Source organism: Peribacillus sp. RS7 (assembly GCF_041956845.1).
In the GTDB taxonomy this organism is placed as follows: Bacteria; Bacillota; Bacilli; order Bacillales; family DSM-1321; genus Peribacillus.
Genome location: NZ_CP168135.1, coordinates 3,541,126 through 3,557,848, shown reverse-complemented (window position 1 = coordinate 3,557,848; position 16,723 = coordinate 3,541,126). Strand labels below are relative to the sequence as shown.

18 protein-coding genes are annotated in these 16,723 nt (G+C 42.3%); 2 read left to right on the top strand and 16 right to left on the bottom strand.

Features of this window, described 5'->3' with window-relative positions; translation table 11 throughout:
* Positions 1 to 69 precede the first annotated feature (69 nt).
* Positions 70 to 1,830 (top strand): B12-binding domain-containing radical SAM protein, encoded by a 1,761-nt coding sequence (locus ACDZ29_RS17860; protein ID WP_375088295.1) that lies wholly within the window; start codon positions 70 to 72, stop codon positions 1,828 to 1,830.
* 45 nt (positions 1,831 to 1,875) lie between these two features.
* On the opposite strand, the gene ACDZ29_RS17855 is transcribed toward ACDZ29_RS17860, so the two are convergent.
* Positions 1,876 to 2,019, bottom strand: coding sequence for a hypothetical protein (locus ACDZ29_RS17855; protein ID WP_375088294.1), 144 nt, complete (start codon positions 2,017 to 2,019; stop codon positions 1,876 to 1,878).
* The gene (locus ACDZ29_RS17850) at positions 2,019 to 2,177 is read right to left on the bottom strand and encodes a hypothetical protein (RefSeq protein ID WP_283901701.1); all 159 of its coding nucleotides are present in this window, start codon (positions 2,175 to 2,177) and stop codon (positions 2,019 to 2,021) included. Before ACDZ29_RS17850 ends, ACDZ29_RS17855 begins: the two co-directional genes overlap by 1 nt.
* Before the next feature lie 123 nt (positions 2,178 to 2,300).
* Between ACDZ29_RS17850 and ACDZ29_RS17845 the strand changes: the two genes are divergently transcribed.
* On the top strand, positions 2,301 to 2,636 hold the full coding sequence (locus ACDZ29_RS17845) for a DUF3905 domain-containing protein (protein WP_289317329.1): 336 nt from the start codon (positions 2,301 to 2,303) through the stop codon (positions 2,634 to 2,636).
* Between the two features lie 70 nt (positions 2,637 to 2,706).
* Here the strand turns inward: ACDZ29_RS17845 and ACDZ29_RS17840 are convergent, their stop codons facing one another.
* The 14 genes from ACDZ29_RS17840 to ACDZ29_RS17775 form a co-directional block, all read right to left on the bottom strand.
* Complete coding sequence (locus ACDZ29_RS17840) at positions 2,707 to 3,684, bottom strand: zinc-binding alcohol dehydrogenase family protein (protein WP_375088293.1); 978 nt, start codon at positions 3,682 to 3,684, stop codon at positions 2,707 to 2,709.
* A 16-nt stretch (positions 3,685 to 3,700) separates the two neighbouring features.
* The gene (locus ACDZ29_RS17835) at positions 3,701 to 4,480 is read right to left on the bottom strand and encodes an enoyl-CoA hydratase/isomerase family protein (protein ID WP_289324244.1); all 780 of its coding nucleotides are present in this window, start codon (positions 4,478 to 4,480) and stop codon (positions 3,701 to 3,703) included.
* A gap of 17 nt (positions 4,481 to 4,497) precedes the next feature.
* Entirely contained in the window at positions 4,498 to 5,277 is a 780-nt protein-coding gene (locus ACDZ29_RS17830) for an SDR family NAD(P)-dependent oxidoreductase (protein ID WP_375088292.1), read from the bottom strand.
* Between the two features lie 29 nt (positions 5,278 to 5,306).
* A complete protein-coding gene (locus ACDZ29_RS17825) occupies positions 5,307 to 6,065 on the bottom strand; it encodes a 2-phosphosulfolactate phosphatase (RefSeq protein ID WP_370014315.1) in 759 nt (252 codons plus the stop codon).
* 4 nt (positions 6,066 to 6,069) lie between these two features.
* Complete coding sequence (locus tag ACDZ29_RS17820) at positions 6,070 to 7,131, bottom strand: phosphotransferase family protein (protein WP_289324242.1); 1,062 nt, start codon at positions 7,129 to 7,131, stop codon at positions 6,070 to 6,072.
* Between the two features lie 30 nt (positions 7,132 to 7,161).
* Positions 7,162 to 7,563: a thioesterase family protein gene (locus ACDZ29_RS17815; RefSeq protein ID WP_289324241.1), complete on the bottom strand. Its 402-nt coding sequence runs from the start codon at positions 7,561 to 7,563 to the stop codon at positions 7,162 to 7,164.
* A gap of 15 nt (positions 7,564 to 7,578) precedes the next feature.
* On the bottom strand, positions 7,579 to 8,358 hold the full coding sequence (locus tag ACDZ29_RS17810) for an enoyl-CoA hydratase/isomerase family protein (RefSeq protein WP_375088291.1): 780 nt from the start codon (positions 8,356 to 8,358) through the stop codon (positions 7,579 to 7,581).
* Positions 8,355 to 9,242, bottom strand: coding sequence for a 3-hydroxyacyl-CoA dehydrogenase family protein (locus tag ACDZ29_RS17805; RefSeq protein WP_375088290.1), 888 nt, complete (start codon positions 9,240 to 9,242; stop codon positions 8,355 to 8,357). The genes ACDZ29_RS17810 and ACDZ29_RS17805 overlap by 4 nt, the downstream gene beginning before the upstream one ends.
* 43 nt (positions 9,243 to 9,285) lie before the next feature.
* A complete protein-coding gene (locus ACDZ29_RS17800) occupies positions 9,286 to 9,849 on the bottom strand; it encodes a TetR/AcrR family transcriptional regulator (protein WP_370014311.1) in 564 nt (187 codons plus the stop codon).
* A gap of 66 nt (positions 9,850 to 9,915) precedes the next feature.
* On the bottom strand, positions 9,916 to 11,526 hold the full coding sequence (locus tag ACDZ29_RS17795; protein ID WP_375091166.1) for a long-chain fatty acid--CoA ligase: 1,611 nt from the start codon (positions 11,524 to 11,526) through the stop codon (positions 9,916 to 9,918).
* 37 nt (positions 11,527 to 11,563) lie between these two features.
* Positions 11,564 to 12,337 carry an SDR family oxidoreductase gene (locus ACDZ29_RS17790; RefSeq protein ID WP_289324237.1) on the bottom strand — a complete coding sequence of 258 codons (774 nt, stop codon included), beginning with the start codon at positions 12,335 to 12,337 and terminating at the stop codon, positions 11,564 to 11,566.
* The gene (locus ACDZ29_RS17785) at positions 12,334 to 13,506 is read right to left on the bottom strand and encodes an acyl-CoA dehydrogenase family protein (protein WP_375091165.1); all 1,173 of its coding nucleotides are present in this window, start codon (positions 13,504 to 13,506) and stop codon (positions 12,334 to 12,336) included. The genes ACDZ29_RS17790 and ACDZ29_RS17785 overlap by 4 nt, the downstream gene beginning before the upstream one ends.
* A gap of 143 nt (positions 13,507 to 13,649) precedes the next feature.
* Positions 13,650 to 14,981 (bottom strand): ATP-binding protein, encoded by a 1,332-nt coding sequence (locus ACDZ29_RS17780; RefSeq protein ID WP_375091164.1) that lies wholly within the window; start codon positions 14,979 to 14,981, stop codon positions 13,650 to 13,652.
* 202 nt (positions 14,982 to 15,183) lie between these two features.
* Complete coding sequence (locus tag ACDZ29_RS17775) at positions 15,184 to 16,536, bottom strand: TrkH family potassium uptake protein (RefSeq protein WP_289324236.1); 1,353 nt, start codon at positions 16,534 to 16,536, stop codon at positions 15,184 to 15,186.
* Between the last annotated feature and the right edge of the window lie 187 nt (positions 16,537 to 16,723).

Below are 16,723 nucleotides of genomic sequence, written 5' to 3'. Positions count from 1 at the left end.
GTTGGTGCTTGTTGGCTTAAAAAGACATGTACACGAAAGGAGCCAGGCGTTTCTTTTACGCCCTTTAACATGAATATTATTATCAGTACTCTTAATGCAAAATATATCCATACATCGTTATCCATTCGCTATTTAAAGGCTTATGCCCAGCCAGATTATGATGTACAGCTGGCAGAATATACTATCAAAGATCCAATCATGAACATCGTTGGTGACCTTTATTCCAAAAAACCTGATGTTATAGGATTCAGCTGTTATATTTGGAACATCGAGGAAACAATGAAAGTTGTAGCCATGCTGAAGAAGATCAATCCAGAATTGGTTATCATTCTCGGCGGACCTGAAGTCACATATGATGTTGTTGAATGGCTAGATCAGATCCCCGGGGCTGATTTTATCGTAATTGGAGAAGGTGAAGTCACCTTCAAGGCTCTATTATCTGAAATTGAAGGTGCGAACGACTATAAAAAGGTCGGCGGCATTGCGTATCGACAGAACGGAAAAAAAATCATCCAGCCTCAGAACGGCAAGGTTGATTTGAAATCGCTGCCTACACCATACCGTTTGGAAGAAGATCGTAGTGATCTATCTAAACGTGTCACCTATATCGAAACTAGCCGAGGGTGCCCATTCAGCTGCCAATTTTGTCTTTCATCGATTGAAGTGGGTGTCAGGTATTTTGATCGTGAAAAGATTAAAGAAGATATCAGATACCTTATGGCTAATGGTGCTAAGACCATTAAGTTCGTTGACCGAACCTTCAATATCAGCCGAAGCTATGCCATGGAAATGTTTCAATTCCTAATTGATGAACATCTGCCCGGTGTGGTATTCCAGTTTGAAATCACTGCGGACATCATGCGTCCGGAAGTTATCCAGTTCTTGAACGATAATGCCCCTGCAGGATTGTTCCGCTTTGAAATCGGGGTACAATCAACGAATGACCATACGAATGATCTGGTTATGAGAAGGCAAAATTTCGAAAAACTGACCCGGACCGTCACAATGGTTAAAGAAGGGCAGAAAATTGATCAGCATTTAGACCTGATTGCCGGTTTGCCTGAAGAAGATTACCATTCCTTTAGAAAGACCTTCAATGATGTCTTCGAGCTCAGACCCGAAGAGATGCAGCTTGGCTTCTTAAAGATGCTCCGTGGTACTGGCTTAAGGATACGTGCCGATGAACACCAATATATATATAGTGATCATGCTCCCTACGAAATCCTAGGAAATAATGTATTATCCTTCGATGATATTGTCCGCATTAAACAAGTTGAAGATGTCCTTGAAAAATACTGGAACGATCATAGAATGGATCATACCACGGAATATCTGATCAAAACGGTATTTCAATCACCATTCGACTTCTTTCAAGATTTCGGTACCTATTGGGATCAACAAGGCTGGTCACGAATCGGACATCAGCTTGAAGACTTATTCAGACGTTTACAGCAGTTTTTGGCTTCCCGCGAATCTGTTGAACTGAAAAACATAATCGGACTCATGAAATTGGATTATTTCTTGAATCAAAAATACAAACCACGTAAACCTTGGTGGGAAGCTTCGCTTGATAAACATGGCCGGAAAGAGATTTATGAAGATATCCTGAATAAGCCTGATCAGCTTGGATCCTCTTTCACCGCTTTGGCACTTAATGAAAAAGAAATACACAAACACACATTGCTCGAGGCACTTCCCTTTGATTTGGAAACGTATTTAACGGAGGGGACAATCGTCGAGAAACCATCGATCATGCTTGCCTATTTTGATCCGAGTGGTAAGGGCTCAACCGTCTTCCCACTCTCAAAATCCGGAAGCATCATTTTTTAAAGATAAGGACGGACCCCAGTAATGGGCCCGTCCTTTTTTATTTTTTTATTTATTATCACGTTTTTTATTTTCTTTTGCCAATATTTCATAAATTTTGGTCGCGTTCATATCGCCACTGAATTCGATTCCAAATTCAGTCCGTACATGTTCCCCTATATTTTCCTGTGAGTTCCCTTTTTCTTTATCCATTAACTTCTTCCTTTTCTGCCTTGCTTCGAATTGCGGTTAGCACCTTTCATTGCGTTTTCCCCTAATGCGAACTCATTGGAAAACTCATTTTCAGCTTGGTTCCTTTTTGGCGTTTTGCTTGCTTTGACAGCACCATCAACATTGGCTTTCCGTTTCATTTTCATCCACCCCTTTTAATATAGTTTACATTTTTAGAATGGGGTAAAACAGTCGAAAATTATTCAGGGATAATATAGGGACAGACGAGAAAAATAACCGTAAAACGGAAAGGGAGATACTATATGAAGAAGAAATTGGATTCACCAATTGTCGACGATACACAACCCCACCAAATTAACGCGCCAAGCTTTAAAGGAACCGGCATAAAACCACAAGCTCCATTCGTCAATGATTACGGAGTCGTCATTGGAGACAGTAAATATGCATCTGAAAACTCACCACTCGAAAATTGGAGCGAAGATACCGACCCGGAAATCATGGCTGGAGACGAATGGATACACCCCACCAATGATATAGGCTGGAATTCAACCGAAAACCGTGAACTGTTAGAGGCTAAAAGAGCGCCGCAACCTCTCTTTATGCATCCTGATAAAGATGTTAGCGTTGAAACGGATTGAGTGGTTCTTAAGGAAGTGAAATCCCCTTATTAGCCAAGGGGTGTATCGCTTAGGTATACACCCCTTACTATCATTTAACCTGCAAAATCAACTTGCCTTTCGTTTGACGGGCGTTCATTTCTTCATGGACATCCGCGGCCTTTTCAATCGGATATATGCCGCCGATAGTTAGCTTAAGCTCCCCTGACGCCACGTAAGAAAAAAGGTCTTCAATGCTAGGCAACAGCAAATCTGGGTGTTTCATGATCTGTGGCAGGAAAAAACCTACGACGGATTGATTGCGCTTCATTAATTGCTGTGGGTTCATCGTATAAGGCTCTCGGCTGGCATTACCAAAAACGACAAGACGGCCAAATGGTGCCAAACATTTCAATGTTTTATTGAAAATATCCCCTCCAGCCATTTCCAGCGCCACGTCGACTCCCTTTCCTCCCGTGGCTTCACGGACTTTCAGTTCCCATCCTTCTTTGGTATAATCGATAAGTTCATCTGCCCCCATCTCTTTAGCTAGCTCCAACTTTTCCATTGTGCTGGCAGTTGCAATCACTTTTCCAGCCCCGAAGATTTTGGCCAGCTGGACTGCAATCGTTCCCACTCCCCCTGCTGCAGCATGGACCAATACCGTATCCCCCTGTTGCATGCGCCCCATTGTCTTTAGAATATGATAGGCGCTCAGGCCTTGAAGGGGTAAGGCAACAGCTTCATGGAACTGAATGGCATCAGGAAGCGGAATGGCAGAGAATTCATCAGATAGGGCATATTCTGAATACCCACCCGATTCAATTAAACTCACGACCCTTGTGCCAGGTTTGATTTTAGTCACCTTTCCACCAACTTCCACCACTACGCCCGCCACTTCCGCACCTGGAATGAACGGAAGCGGCGTAGGTACTACATATTGTCCTTCCCTCCTGGCTGTATCCGCATAATTGACGCCGACACAATCGATTTCAATCAGAACTTCATGCCCAGTTGGCACGGGCCTTTCCATTTCAGTCATTTTCAGTACTTCCGGTCCGCCGTATTCTTCAAATTGAATAGCTCTCATCATTGTTCCCCCCTTATTAATTCCCCGTAAATCCCGGTTTTCTTTTCTCTTTGAATGCTGCCACCCCCTCTAGATGATCTTCTGTGGAAGCCATCAAGGTTTGCGTGATTCGCTCCTGTTCGAGTATTTCATCCAATGTAGCCGTAAATGAATGGCTAACGAGTTTTTTCATCATTCCATATGCTTTTGTTGGACCATTTGAAAGCTTTTCCGCTAGTTTCAATGTTTCTTCTTCAAGTTGATTGAGTGGATATAAATAATTAATTACACCTAACTGGTATAAGCGTTCCGCAGAAATCGGCTCTGCTGAAAAGAAGAGCTGCTTTGCAAGGTGGGGGCCTACTAACTTTGGTAAAAAATACGAACCCCCTCCATCTGAAATCAGGCCTACCTGTGAAAAACTCATGGCAAATTGACTATCATCGGAAGCCACTATCAAATCACAAGCGAGTGCCAAATTGAAACCGGCCCCTGCCGCAAATCCATGGACGGCAGCGATAACGGGAACCTCAGATGCATCGAGAGCCAAAATGCATTCGTTCATTCTGCCAACATGATCATACAATTGACCTGCAGATGCCTTCCCCATCGACTTAACGTCTCCTCCTGCAGTGAATGACCGACCCGCCCCTTTGATGATGACAGCCCTTATATGTGGCGTTTGTTTAACATCCTTAATCGTTCTCGTTAAATTTGCAATCATATCAGGACTAAATGCATTCAGGCTTTCAGGACGATTCAACGTCAGGATCAATACATTATCGATAACTTCTGTCAACAAGTGTTCTTTTAACATTTACCCATCCCCTTTTTCTATTTGATCAACCAGCCGCCATCCACCAATATATCTGTCCCAGTCATATAGGAGGCCTCCGGAGAAGCAGCAAAGGTAATGACATTACTGATTTCCTCCGCTTTCCCCACTCTTTCCAGTGCCGTGTTCCTCTGAATGGACTTTACGAATTTTTCATTTTGCAATCCATCCACCGTTAATGGCGTTTCAATAAACCCCGGAGATACGGAATTGACCCGAATGCCGACTGCAGCGAGTTCTAGTGCCAATGATTTCGTTAAACTGATGACCCCTGCCTTAGCAGAGCTGTAATGCGGGATGAAGGCCCCTGCCTGATGTCCTGACAGTGAAGCCACATTCACGATTGCCCTGTTCATAGAACCTTCATTTCCACTGTTCGCTCCTTCTTCCATCACTTTCCCTAAGTATTTGGAAACTAGATAGACACTTTTCAAATTGACATTTTGAATCATATCCCAATCAGCTGCAGATGTATCCAAAAGCTTCGAGGACTTTGATCCACCTGCGTTATTGATTAGGATGTGAAGGTCCCGATATTGTTCCTTCACATACATGGACAGCTCTTTTACATCTTCCTCGACGGTTACATCCGCAGGGAAAATATCGGCCATGGGAATCGTGTGCCTGGCATTGATTTCAGCTGCCGCTTCCTCCAGCTTTCCTTTCGTCCGCCCTACCAACAACACTTTTGCCCCTTCGTCCGATAAGCGCATCGCTGTAGCTTTCCCAATACCAGAACCTGCACCTGTCACCACCGCTATTGACTGTGAAAACCTCATTCCCTTCACCTCATATCTGGATTTTGTTACTACGTTTCCTGCCTTTTCAATTCCGCCTCGATTCTTCCATCCACCAACTCCGGAACAAGATCTATCGAACCTTTTTGGGCCGCCAATTCCAAATCGGCGATCAAGCTGTGTTTGTCAAACAGCTGTCCGACATATGATGATTGCAAGATATCAAGGGCATTTTCGCTATTCGTGCGATAAAGCGCAATTGCAGCCTTTGCTGCATCGTTGAGCATGAATGGATCTTGTGATCTAGCAATCAGGCAATCTATCAAATGGCCTGCACCATAAAAGTCTTCCAGACTGAATTCACCTGAGTTTCCCGAACAAACGATGACGATTGTTTCTGTTTTATGATGTTTTTTTATTTTGTCCGCAACAGACGGATTATTCAGCAAAGAAGCGATGTAAACCTTTTTGGCAGCGGCAGAATTTCTCAACGCTACCGTTCCGTTAGTCGTAGACAGTATTAGTGTTTTGCCGTGTACCAACTTACTCAATAGCGTCGGACTTGGGTACATCAAATCTTCAACCGGCTTTGCTTTAAGTTCACCTGCCACTAGAGTATCTCCATGGCCCAATTCCTGGCTTTTCACTAAGGCATCAATTGGATCCATGACAGGAATCACCTGGCGTGCTCCATCATGAAGTGCTGAAATAATCGTTGTGGTCGCTAATAACACATCCAGGACGACTGCAACTTTTTCCCCTTCTTGAAGCTTTTCCCCATCTATCTCTTCTTTTTTTAATAACAAATGAATGTTTTGTACATACTCCATATTATTAAACTTCCTTCGCAGCTACATTTGCTGCATGGCTGATTAAGCTTTTAACCGTTTTTCCGAGATTGGAAAAACGGGGGTCATTAGTCTGGCCTTTTTTATATCGGTAATAGATTTGCTGAAGGATGACAGCTAACTTAAAGTAACCAAAGGTTAAATAAAAATCGACGTTGGAAACATCCCTGCCGCTTCTTGCTGCATACGTCTCGATAAATTCCCTTCTTGTCAGGAAACCAGTTAAAGTCGTGACGGACGCTTGACCCACACCGATTTTGATAGGTTCCGGGTCACCGCTTTCCGTCCAGTAGCTTAAAGCAACTCCTAGATCGGCTAACGGATCACCAACGGTGGACATTTCCCAATCAAATAAACCGACCATCTCTGTAAGGTCATGGTTAAACATGGCATTATTGATCTTATAGTCATAATGGATAATTGAAGTCTGGCTATGTTTCGGGATATTCTGTTGCAAATATTCGATAAGCGGCCGCACTTCTTCTATTTCATCTGTCTTTGCTCTCTCATAACGGGAAATCCAACCGTTTACTTGTCTTTCAATGAATCCCTCCGGTTTGGAGATTTCCACTAAACCCGTTTTCTCATGTGGGATCGAGTGTAGGTCAGCAAGCCGATCGACCATGACATAAGAAAGCTGTCGGCACCTTTCAGGAGTAGGCTCGATTCCTTTGGGAAACTCATTGTCTATTACAATTCCATGTTTCCTTTCCATTAGGAAAAAAGGGGCCCCAGCAATAGACTCATCATCCGAGAATAGAATTGGCTCGGGAGCGGCTTGAAAATATGGGTTGATTGAGGCCAGAATATGATGTTCACGCTTCATATCATGTGCCTTTGGAGCGACAGGACCAAGCGGCGGCCTTCTGAGGACTGCCTCCCACTCCCCCATTTTCAGCTGATAGGTCAAATTTGAATAACCTGTGGAAAATTGTTGCAATTCTAACGGTTCATTTGGAAGGTCCAAAACATTTTTTCTTAGGAAGCCTTCTAATGAATGAACATTCAGTTCCTCTCCGGGCCGAACAGGAATCGTATCGTCAACCATGTTCCTCCACTCCTTTAGACTTTTATCATTCTAATTATGAACAAGATGTGAGATGAGCTTTTCTTTAATCTTTTCAGGAATAGGTTCACTATTTTGATTCAAAAAATTGAAACAGACTAAAACTGCACTCCCCTTGGCAATGACTTCACCAGTTTGTGAACAGAGAATATCATGGACCATTTCACAGCTTTTCGTCCCCACCTTCGTCAAAGATGAACGAATGGTCAAGAGTTGATTGAAATATCCCTGAGCAATAAAGTCGCATTTTGTGGAGGCTAACAAAAAATTCCACGATTCGACTTTCGTCGCTAGCCCCAAGGCTTCAAAAAATTTCATGCGGGCTTCTTCGAGGTAAATGAAATAGCTTGTGTTATTGATGTGGCCCAAAGCATCCGTTTCTGAAAAACGGACGTTGACTTCAAATTCATGCATATTACCCCTCCTTGTTTAACGATGTACAAAAGCAGGTTTACGCTTATCCAGAAAAGCGGAAACCCCTTCTTTAACATCTTCAGTTTGGAAGATTTCTTCAAAAAGATTCGTTTCTAGCTCTAGTCCTTGTTCAAGCGTTGCCTCACTTCCTTCATTAATCGCCTTCTTGATTCTTGAAAGTGCTTGTAAAGAGTGCCTCGTCATTCTTGAAGCCAAGATTTTCGCTTCCGATAAACCGCAGCCTTGCTCGACGACTTTATTGACAAGCCCGATCTTTTCCGCTTCTTTGGCATCAAGCGGATCACCGGTGAATATAATCTCCTTTGCTTTTGCGTTCCCTACAAGTCTGGACAAACGCTGTGTACCGCCAGCACCAGGAAATAAGCCTAATTTCACTTCCGGCAGCCCAATTTGCACCTGTGTTTCAGCGACACGCATATCACAGGACAGAGCCAATTCGCATCCGCCGCCTAAAGTCAGGCCATTTAATACAGCTATCGTAGGTTTAGGGAACATGTCTATTTTGGTTAAGACGGCATGACTTTCCCTTACCAATTCTTTCATATTCGGGTTTCCCATCATGTTAGGGAATTCTTTTATATCAGCACCAGCCGCAAATGCGATATTGCCTGCACCCGTTAAGAGTACTGCTACAGTTTCAGAATCCTTTGAAAGTCCAGTGAATATTTCTCCCAATTCTTTGAATACCTGTTTGCTGATTACGTTTAATGGAGGATTATCAATGGTTATGATCGCAAGCTTATTTTCTTTTTCCACTCTAATTAACTGTGTCATCGATTCTTCACTCCTTGATTTGGATAATCATACCAACCTTTTCCTGTTTTCCTTCCTAAATGTCCTTTGTTCACCTTTTCTTCTATACAAGCATTTGGCTTGTCTTCTGGATTTCCAGTTTCATTGTATCGTTGCTGCATGACAAAATATCCTACATCAATACCTGATAAATCCATCAGTTCAAATGGACCGATGGGATGGCCTAACGCTTTCCTGCAAATTAAATCGATATCCTTATAATCCACAATTCCTTCTTCATACAAATATAGGGCCTCACGCTGTAACGCTCCCAAAATTCGATTGGCTACAAATCCCGATATTTCTTTCCTCAACAAAACTCCTGTCCTATTCATTTTCTCTGTGACTTCCATCGCAAGCTTAGCGGTTTCTTCAGAAGTTTGATCACTCATTACAATTTCAACACAATCCATTATTAGAGGCGGGAAGAAGAAATGCATATTAATGAACTTATCCGGACGATTCGTCACACCTGACAGCAGGCTATTGACAATCGTTGAACTATTCGTTGCAAAAATGGTTTCTGTTGGTGCCAATTGCTCCAGTTTAGCGAAAACTTCCTGCTTCACATCAAGTTTTTCAACAACCGCTTCAATGATCAAATCAGCTCCACTGGCCGCTTTCTCCAAATCGGTAGTATATTGAAGACGGCTAAATGCCGCCAATTTTCGATCTTCAGACAATTTTCCTTTTTGGACCCATTTAGTCAAAATGACGTCCAATTTTTCTTTGGCTGCATTCAACGCTTTTTCCTGAACATCCTGAAGAATCGTTTCGTAACCTCCAAGTGCAGCAAGCATCGCAATTTGATGCCCCATCTGCCCAGCCCCGATTACGGTTATTGATTGAATTTGCTTGTCGATCATGCCATCCATCTCCCCTCTACTAACTGGTTGGTATGTAACCTAGTCACGCTTCAATTCCATGCAGAATCATCCCCATAAAAATGGCTGCCACTTCCTGTTCGTTTTTTTCACCTTCTGGGTCAAACCAATGATAGCTCCAATTGGTCACACCCAAAATAGCAAAAGAGATGATGGATGCATCGAGATTGGAACGTAGTTCTCCGCTCTCGATGCCTTCTATCAGTACTTGCTCGATTTTATTACGGAAATCATCCCTCTTAGGAAGGACTTGTGCAAGTTTTTCGTCACTTAGATTTTTCATTTCACGGAAAAAGACCGTGGCGCTGGATTTTTTGGTTTTGATGCTTTTTAAGAGCATATATACCATATCGAAAAGCTTATCCTTACAGCTTTTCCCAGGATCCAAAATGATTATTTCCTGCTCACTAAGCAACTCGTCTATATATGCTAGATGAATATCCATAAGCAACTGCTCTTTGCTCGTAAAGTAGTAATAAAACGTTCCCTTCGTCACCCCGACCGATTCGACGATATCAGAAATCGACGTTTCACTAAAGCCCTTCTTTTCAAATAAGCGTATGCTATGTTCTGTCATTTTTTCTTTCATGTATGCATCCTCGCAATCTGTTAAAATTTCAGCTGAATTGATATCATACGCTTTCGTACTGCCTTCTTATTTCCTGGAAAGTTCTTCCCTTAAAGCTCGCCTTAAAATCTTTCCGACATTTGTTTTCGGTAACTCTTCACGAAATTCAACGAAATTCGGAACTTTATAGGCCGATAGGTTTGCACGGCAGTAATCAATGATTTCCCGTTCACTTGCCTTTTTATTATTTTTAAGTACAAGCACCGCTTTAACCGACTCCCCTCGGTAAGCATCCGGAACCCCGATGACAACCGCTTCCTGGACAGCAGGATGTTCATAGAGAACTTCCTCCACATCACGCGGATATATATTAAACCCACTTGCGATGATCAAATCTTTTTTCCTGTCGACAATATAGAGGTACCCTTCTTCATCAACTTTGGCGATATCCCCCGTATAAAGCCAACCATCCCTAAGAGTGACCGCCGTTTCCTCAGGCATATTCCAGTAACCTTTCATCACTTGAGGTCCTTTGACGACCAATTCCCCCATTTCGCCAGTGGGCACTTCTTTTGTCCCGTCTCCTAGGTCCATCACTTTATATTCAGTCGAAGGGATACCAATCCCGACGCTCCCAGGCTTCCTTTCAGCAAATACCGGGTTACAATGTGTTGTTGGCGAAGCTTCCGTAAGACCGTAGCCTTCCAATATCTTCGCACCTGATTTTCGTTCAAACTCACGTAGCAGTTCCACAGGCATCGGTGCACTTCCGCTGTTACAGACCTGAATTGATCCCATTCCATATTCTTCTGCCTTTGGATGATTCGTCAACGCTACATACATGGTCGGTACACCAGGAAAAGTGGTTGGCTGTTCTCGCTTTATCGTTTCAAGCACTTCTTCTATCTCAAACCTTGGCAGCATGATTGAGTCACCAGCAATATAAACGGATAGGTTCATTGCGGACGTCATTCCAAAAACATGGAAAAGCGGGATGACCGACAACGTTCTTTCAGCTCCCAATTTTAATTCATGCTTGAAGAATTCATATGATTGAACGACGTTAGCCAGAATATTTCTGTGAGTCAGCATAGCTCCTTTTGAACGGCCAGTCGTTCCTCCTGTATACTGAAGAACGGCGATATCATTTTCCGGATCGAATGATACTGGATTGATTTTTCCGTCCCCTGACTTCATGAATTGGTCAAATGAAACATCAGGCTGGAAATCTGCATCTGATGGCTGCAGGCTTACCGCGATAATATTTTTCACATTTGCATACTGCTGGACACTTTTCACTTTCGGATATAATCCATCCAAAACCACGATCGTTTCGGCACCGGAGTCCTGTAAGATATGCTGCAACTCCCTTTCAACCAGCATTGGATTGATTTGGGTGATAATTGCTCCTGTCGTCAAAGATCCATAGTATGCAATGACGTATTGGGGACAGTTAGGTAGCATGATGGCGACACGATCACCTTTTTGGACGCCTTTTTTTTGCAGGGCTGAAGCAAAGGCTTGCGATGCATGAAAAAGTTCCTGATAAGATATCTTTCGTCCATAAAAAGTAATAGCTGTATTGTTTGGATAGGCCTGACATGCATTTTGAAGGATTCTTTGCATCGGAAACTCAGGAACTTTTATTTCCTTTGAAATTGAATCGGGATAAACGGACAGCCATTTTTTTTCATTCATCATTACATACCCTCCAGCCATATTTACTTACTTTTCTTTACATTGCATGTGAACCCCCATCAACAATCAAGATATTTCCAGTCACGTAATCAGATGCCTTTGATGCCAGGAAAACCGCTGCCCCTTTTAAATCATCATCACTCCCTAACCTTCTTAGCGGAGTGGAATCCAAGATAGGACTCTTTCCTTGCTCGAGAACCCCTTTCGTCATTTTTGTCGGAAAGAATCCTGGTGCGATTGCATTAACATTGATATTATGCTGACCCCACTTAACGGCTAAATCCTTCGTTAAAGTAATGACCGCCCCTTTACTCGTATTATATCCGACCGTATCGAGCACCCTCGGGTCAGTCCCTCCTAATCCGGCGACGGAAGCGATGTTTATGATTTTCCCCCGTCCCTGCTCAATCATGACCCTGCCTACAGTCTGGCTCATGATAAAGGTTCCGGTTACATTGACATTCATCACCTTCTGCCAGGCTTCAAGGGGCATGTCGACGGCCGGAGCCCCCCAGGATGCCCCGCTGTTGTTTACTAAAATGTCTATCGTACCGAATTCCCGGTAAGTTTCGTTAACAACTTCCTGTACATCCGACGGATTGGTGATATCGCACTTGAAGGAAAGCGCCCTGACCCCAAGCTTTTCGATTTGCGAAGCAACTTCGTCGCATGCTTCCTTCTTCCTTGAACAAAGAACGACATTAGCCCCTGCTTCGGCAAAGCCGGTAGCTATTTGTTCTCCCAATCCTCTCCCTCCACCGGTAATGATCGCCGTCTTTCCAGTCAGATCGAATAGGTCGGTAACTTTCATATTTTCACCTCATGCTTTTGTTGGTATTTTCGAAGTTCTATTTTAGCCACTTGTGAGCGGTGCACTTCATCCGGGCCATCAGCAAGCCTTAACGTCCGTGCATTTGCCCAATGTGCAGCAAAAGGGAAATCATCGGAAATACCTGCAGCTCCAAATCCTTGAATGACCCTGTCCAGCACTTTCAATGCCATATTTGGTGCCACTACTTTTATCATGGCTATCTCCGCCTTGGCTTCCTTGTTCCCGACTGTATCCATCATATAGGCAGCTTTTAAAGTCAGAAGTCTTGCTTGTTCGATTTCAATCCGTGAATCGGCCACCCATTCCATGATCACACCTTGTCTCGCCAAAGGTTTACCAAAAGCGACACGTTTTTGAATACGCTTACATAATTCTTCAAGTGCTCTTTCAGCAGCGCCGATAAGCCTCATGCAGTGATGTATCCTTCCAGGTCCGAGTCTTCCCTGGGCAATCGCAAACCCTTTGCCTTCACCCCATAGTATATTCGATGCCGGAACCCTCACATTTTCAAAATTGATTTCGGCATGGCCATGCGGAGCATGATCATAACCAAACACTGGGAGCATTCTCTCGATTTTCACACCCGGTGTATCCAGCGGTACAAGAATCATTGACTGTTGTTCATGCTTGGACGCTTCAGGATCTGTCTTACCCATAACGATGGCAATCTTGCATCGGGGATCGCCTGCTCCTGACGACCACCATTTCCGGCCGTTTATGACATACTCATTACCTGCCTTTTCAATCCTGCACTCGATATTGGTCGCATCGGAAGACGCCACTTCCGGTTCTGTCATCGAGAAGCATGAGCGGATTTCCCCAGCAAGCAACGGTTTCAGCCAGCGTTCTTTATGTTCATCTGAACCGTATCTCACCAACACTTCCATATTGCCCGTGTCCGGTGCGTTACAGTTGAAGATTTCAGGTCCTATCATCGACCTCCCCATGATTTCACAAAGCGGTGCATATTCTAGATTTGTTAAACCCGCCCCATAACCGCTATCAGGTAAAAATAAATTCCATAATCCTTCTTCTTTTGCTTTTGCCGTTAATTCAGTTAAAATCGGTGGTATTTCACTCCAGCGGCTCTTCTGTGCTTCGAGCTGCTTTTGGTATACGGATTCATTTGGATATACGTACTTTTCCATGAATTCCGTTAACTTCTTTTCCAGATTTTTCACCTTTTGAGTATGTTCAAAGTTCAAATTGAATTCCTCCTTTTAAACTGACTAACCGGTTAGTATGTTCTTTCTTTTACAGTATATACACAATTTTCCGATTTTTTCAATAATTAAATCTTATTTTCATGTCGCTTTAGTCCTTGTACATTTTCATTTCCCCTGTGTTCCTTTGATTGGACTATAGGAAATACACATACGATTTTCGTACCTTTTTTTAGTTCACTTGTGATAAAAACTTTTCCTCCATGCTTTTCAATGATTTTAAAACAAACGGAAAGACCCAATCCTGTTCCTGATGATTTTGTCGTGAAAAATGGTTCTCCCACCTTTTGAAGGGAGCTTTCCGGAATACCTTCCCCTTCATCCAAAATGCTTACAAAAACTTCCCCATATTTTTCATATATGCTCACAAAAATATTTCCGCCATCCGGCATCGATTCTATGGAATTTTTTATCATGTTTATTAGTACTTGCTTGATTTGGTTTTCATCAAAGTAAATGAAAATGGGTTCTGTATCATAATTTTTATGAATTTGAATATTGTTCAATACGGCGTTTGTCTCCAAAAGGGTTATGACATGATTGCAGCTTTCCTTTAAATCCTTCTCTAGAAAAACCGCCTCGGCAGGTTTCGACAGCAGCAAGAGTTCATTCAGGACTTGCTCGATTCGATTTATTTCCGAAAAAATAATATCATAGTATTCCTGTTTATCGGCACCGCCATCTTTAATCAATTTTACAAAACCCATTATAGCTGTCATCGGATTCCTGACCTCATGTGCAATCCCTGCCGCCAGTTGGGCGGCCGTTGATAACTTGCTTGATGTGATCGCCAAATGTTCGTTTAGGCTCACGAGCTTCTCTTCCGCATGTTTACGTTCATTAATTTCAGAAATAATGCCTGCCGTCCCTATGAATTTCCCAGCATCATCGTAAATTAGTTTAACGAATGCTTCAACCCAACTTGTCCCCTTTTTCGCATTTAGTTTAATGTCCGCACGAAAATATTTATTTCCTCGATGAAAGGATTCCGCAAAGACCCTTAATACGTCTTGATAAGAAGTGTTATCCATATATTTAGAAAAGTGAAGCCCTAGAGACTCATTCACGGTTGCACCACTCATCGATTTCCATGCTGGGTTTAAATACAACCATTTTCCTTTATCATCCGTTTGGAAAATAACCTCATTGAAGCTATTGACCAATTCTTTAGAGTACTTGGAGAAAATGCCATAGCGTCCTTCGCTATCTTGCAATAAAGCAATCGTTTTCCGTTTATTATCATAGATAGCACCCAAACACCAAGCTATGGATAAAATGGTGATTAAATATATTGCTGCAAAGGCGGAAAACCTCCGTTCTTCATGACCCAGCCATCCTAAATAGGGCAATATCAATATAAAAAAAAGGACAGGGACAATGATCCTTCCAATATATTTCATCACATCTTCCACCTCCTTACCAAAATGATTTAAACTTCATCCGATCGAATTCCAGCAAGCAAGGGGGCAAATTAATCATATACTGTATATAACAATGGTAAAAACCCACTCATAGGTAAATTTCAACATTTTATTCATGATTCCTGCAAACAAGACAAAAAACCTTTCCTCGATGGAAAGGTCACTGTTCAACTTAATTCATTTATCCAATGATGACGCGTTCCTTTGGATAATGGAAATTTTCCGTAACTTCTTTATGGCCTATGATATACAGAAGAGATGTTATCCCTACACGGCCAATAAACATAATGATCATTATGACAATTTTACCGGTATTACTGAGTTCAGGCGTGATTCCCATCGAGAGGCCAACTGAACCAAAAGCCGAACATACTTCAAAAATGATTTGCATCAAAGTAAAATTCTCAGTAATCGATAAAATGAAGACCGCCATTATGCAAAGGAGCGATCCCATGATCATAACTGCAGTTGCCTTTCGAATATCATCGGGATGAATCTCCCGCTTGAACACTTTAATGGAACGCCTTCCCCTCATGAAATTCCATAAAAAGAGAATCATTATTGCCAGGGTTGTTGTCCGGATACCTCCTCCGACTGAGCTAGGGGATGCCCCAATAAACATCAATATGCTCATCAATAAAAGGGTCGGTTCCGAGAAATCGCTCACATTCATTGTTGCTAATCCGCCGCTTCGCGTATTAGAAGACATAAATAAAGAGTAAAAGAACGATTCATGCCAGCTTTTATCTTTAAATAAACCATTCATTTCCAACAGGTAAATCAGGATCGTTCCCCCAATGATAAGGGAAAAGAAAGTGACTGATGTCAGCTTCGTGAACAAAGAAAAATGAAACTTATAAGTACGGGCACGATTGGACAAAAACTCTTTCAGCTCAATCAAGACAGGAAACCCAATGGCTCCAAGGGTAAGCAGGATAATCGTGATGAACTGTACAAAATAATCGTCTTTAAATGGAATCATTGAAATACCGGTAATATCAAAACCAGCATTCGTGGTGGCACTTACGGCTAAAAATAAACCATTTAAAAAGGCTTCTTTCCAGTTTGGAAAATAATCCAGAAAGTAAATGCCTAAAACTAGAGCCCCAATCATTTCAATTACGACAAATATCTGAATGATTTGAATCAATAATTTAACAAGCCCCGAAAGATTCGATTGGTTTTGATCTGTCATGATCAATTGTCTTTCCTTCAAGCCGATTTTCTTACCCAAAATCAACCAGAAAAACGTACCAAGTGTCATTATGCCAATACCGCCAAATTGGAGAACAAACATTAGAATGAAATAGCCTACCTCATTATACACTTCGGGCAAACTAACAACTGTTAGGCCTGTTACACTTACTGCACTTACGGCTGTGAATAAAGCATCCATGAATTCAAATTCTACGCCTGGCTTAAGAGCAACCGGGAGACTCAACAGTACGGTCGAGATACTGACGGCCAAAAAATAATAACCGACGATAAGCTGAGCTGGTGTTAACTTTGATAATATTTTTTTGATAGCAAACATAAAGAGTTTCCTTTCTTACTCCTTTATGATTATGTATGTAGGTGGAACACATAACCATTAATAATCTAGTTTACCCTTTTTTCATTCTTTTTTCCATTCTCTTTTAAAACTGGCTTACTTTCAACAAAAAGGTAGGTTTACCAATAAGTTTGATGCCGCTCATATAAGTAAAACTCCTCATTCTACT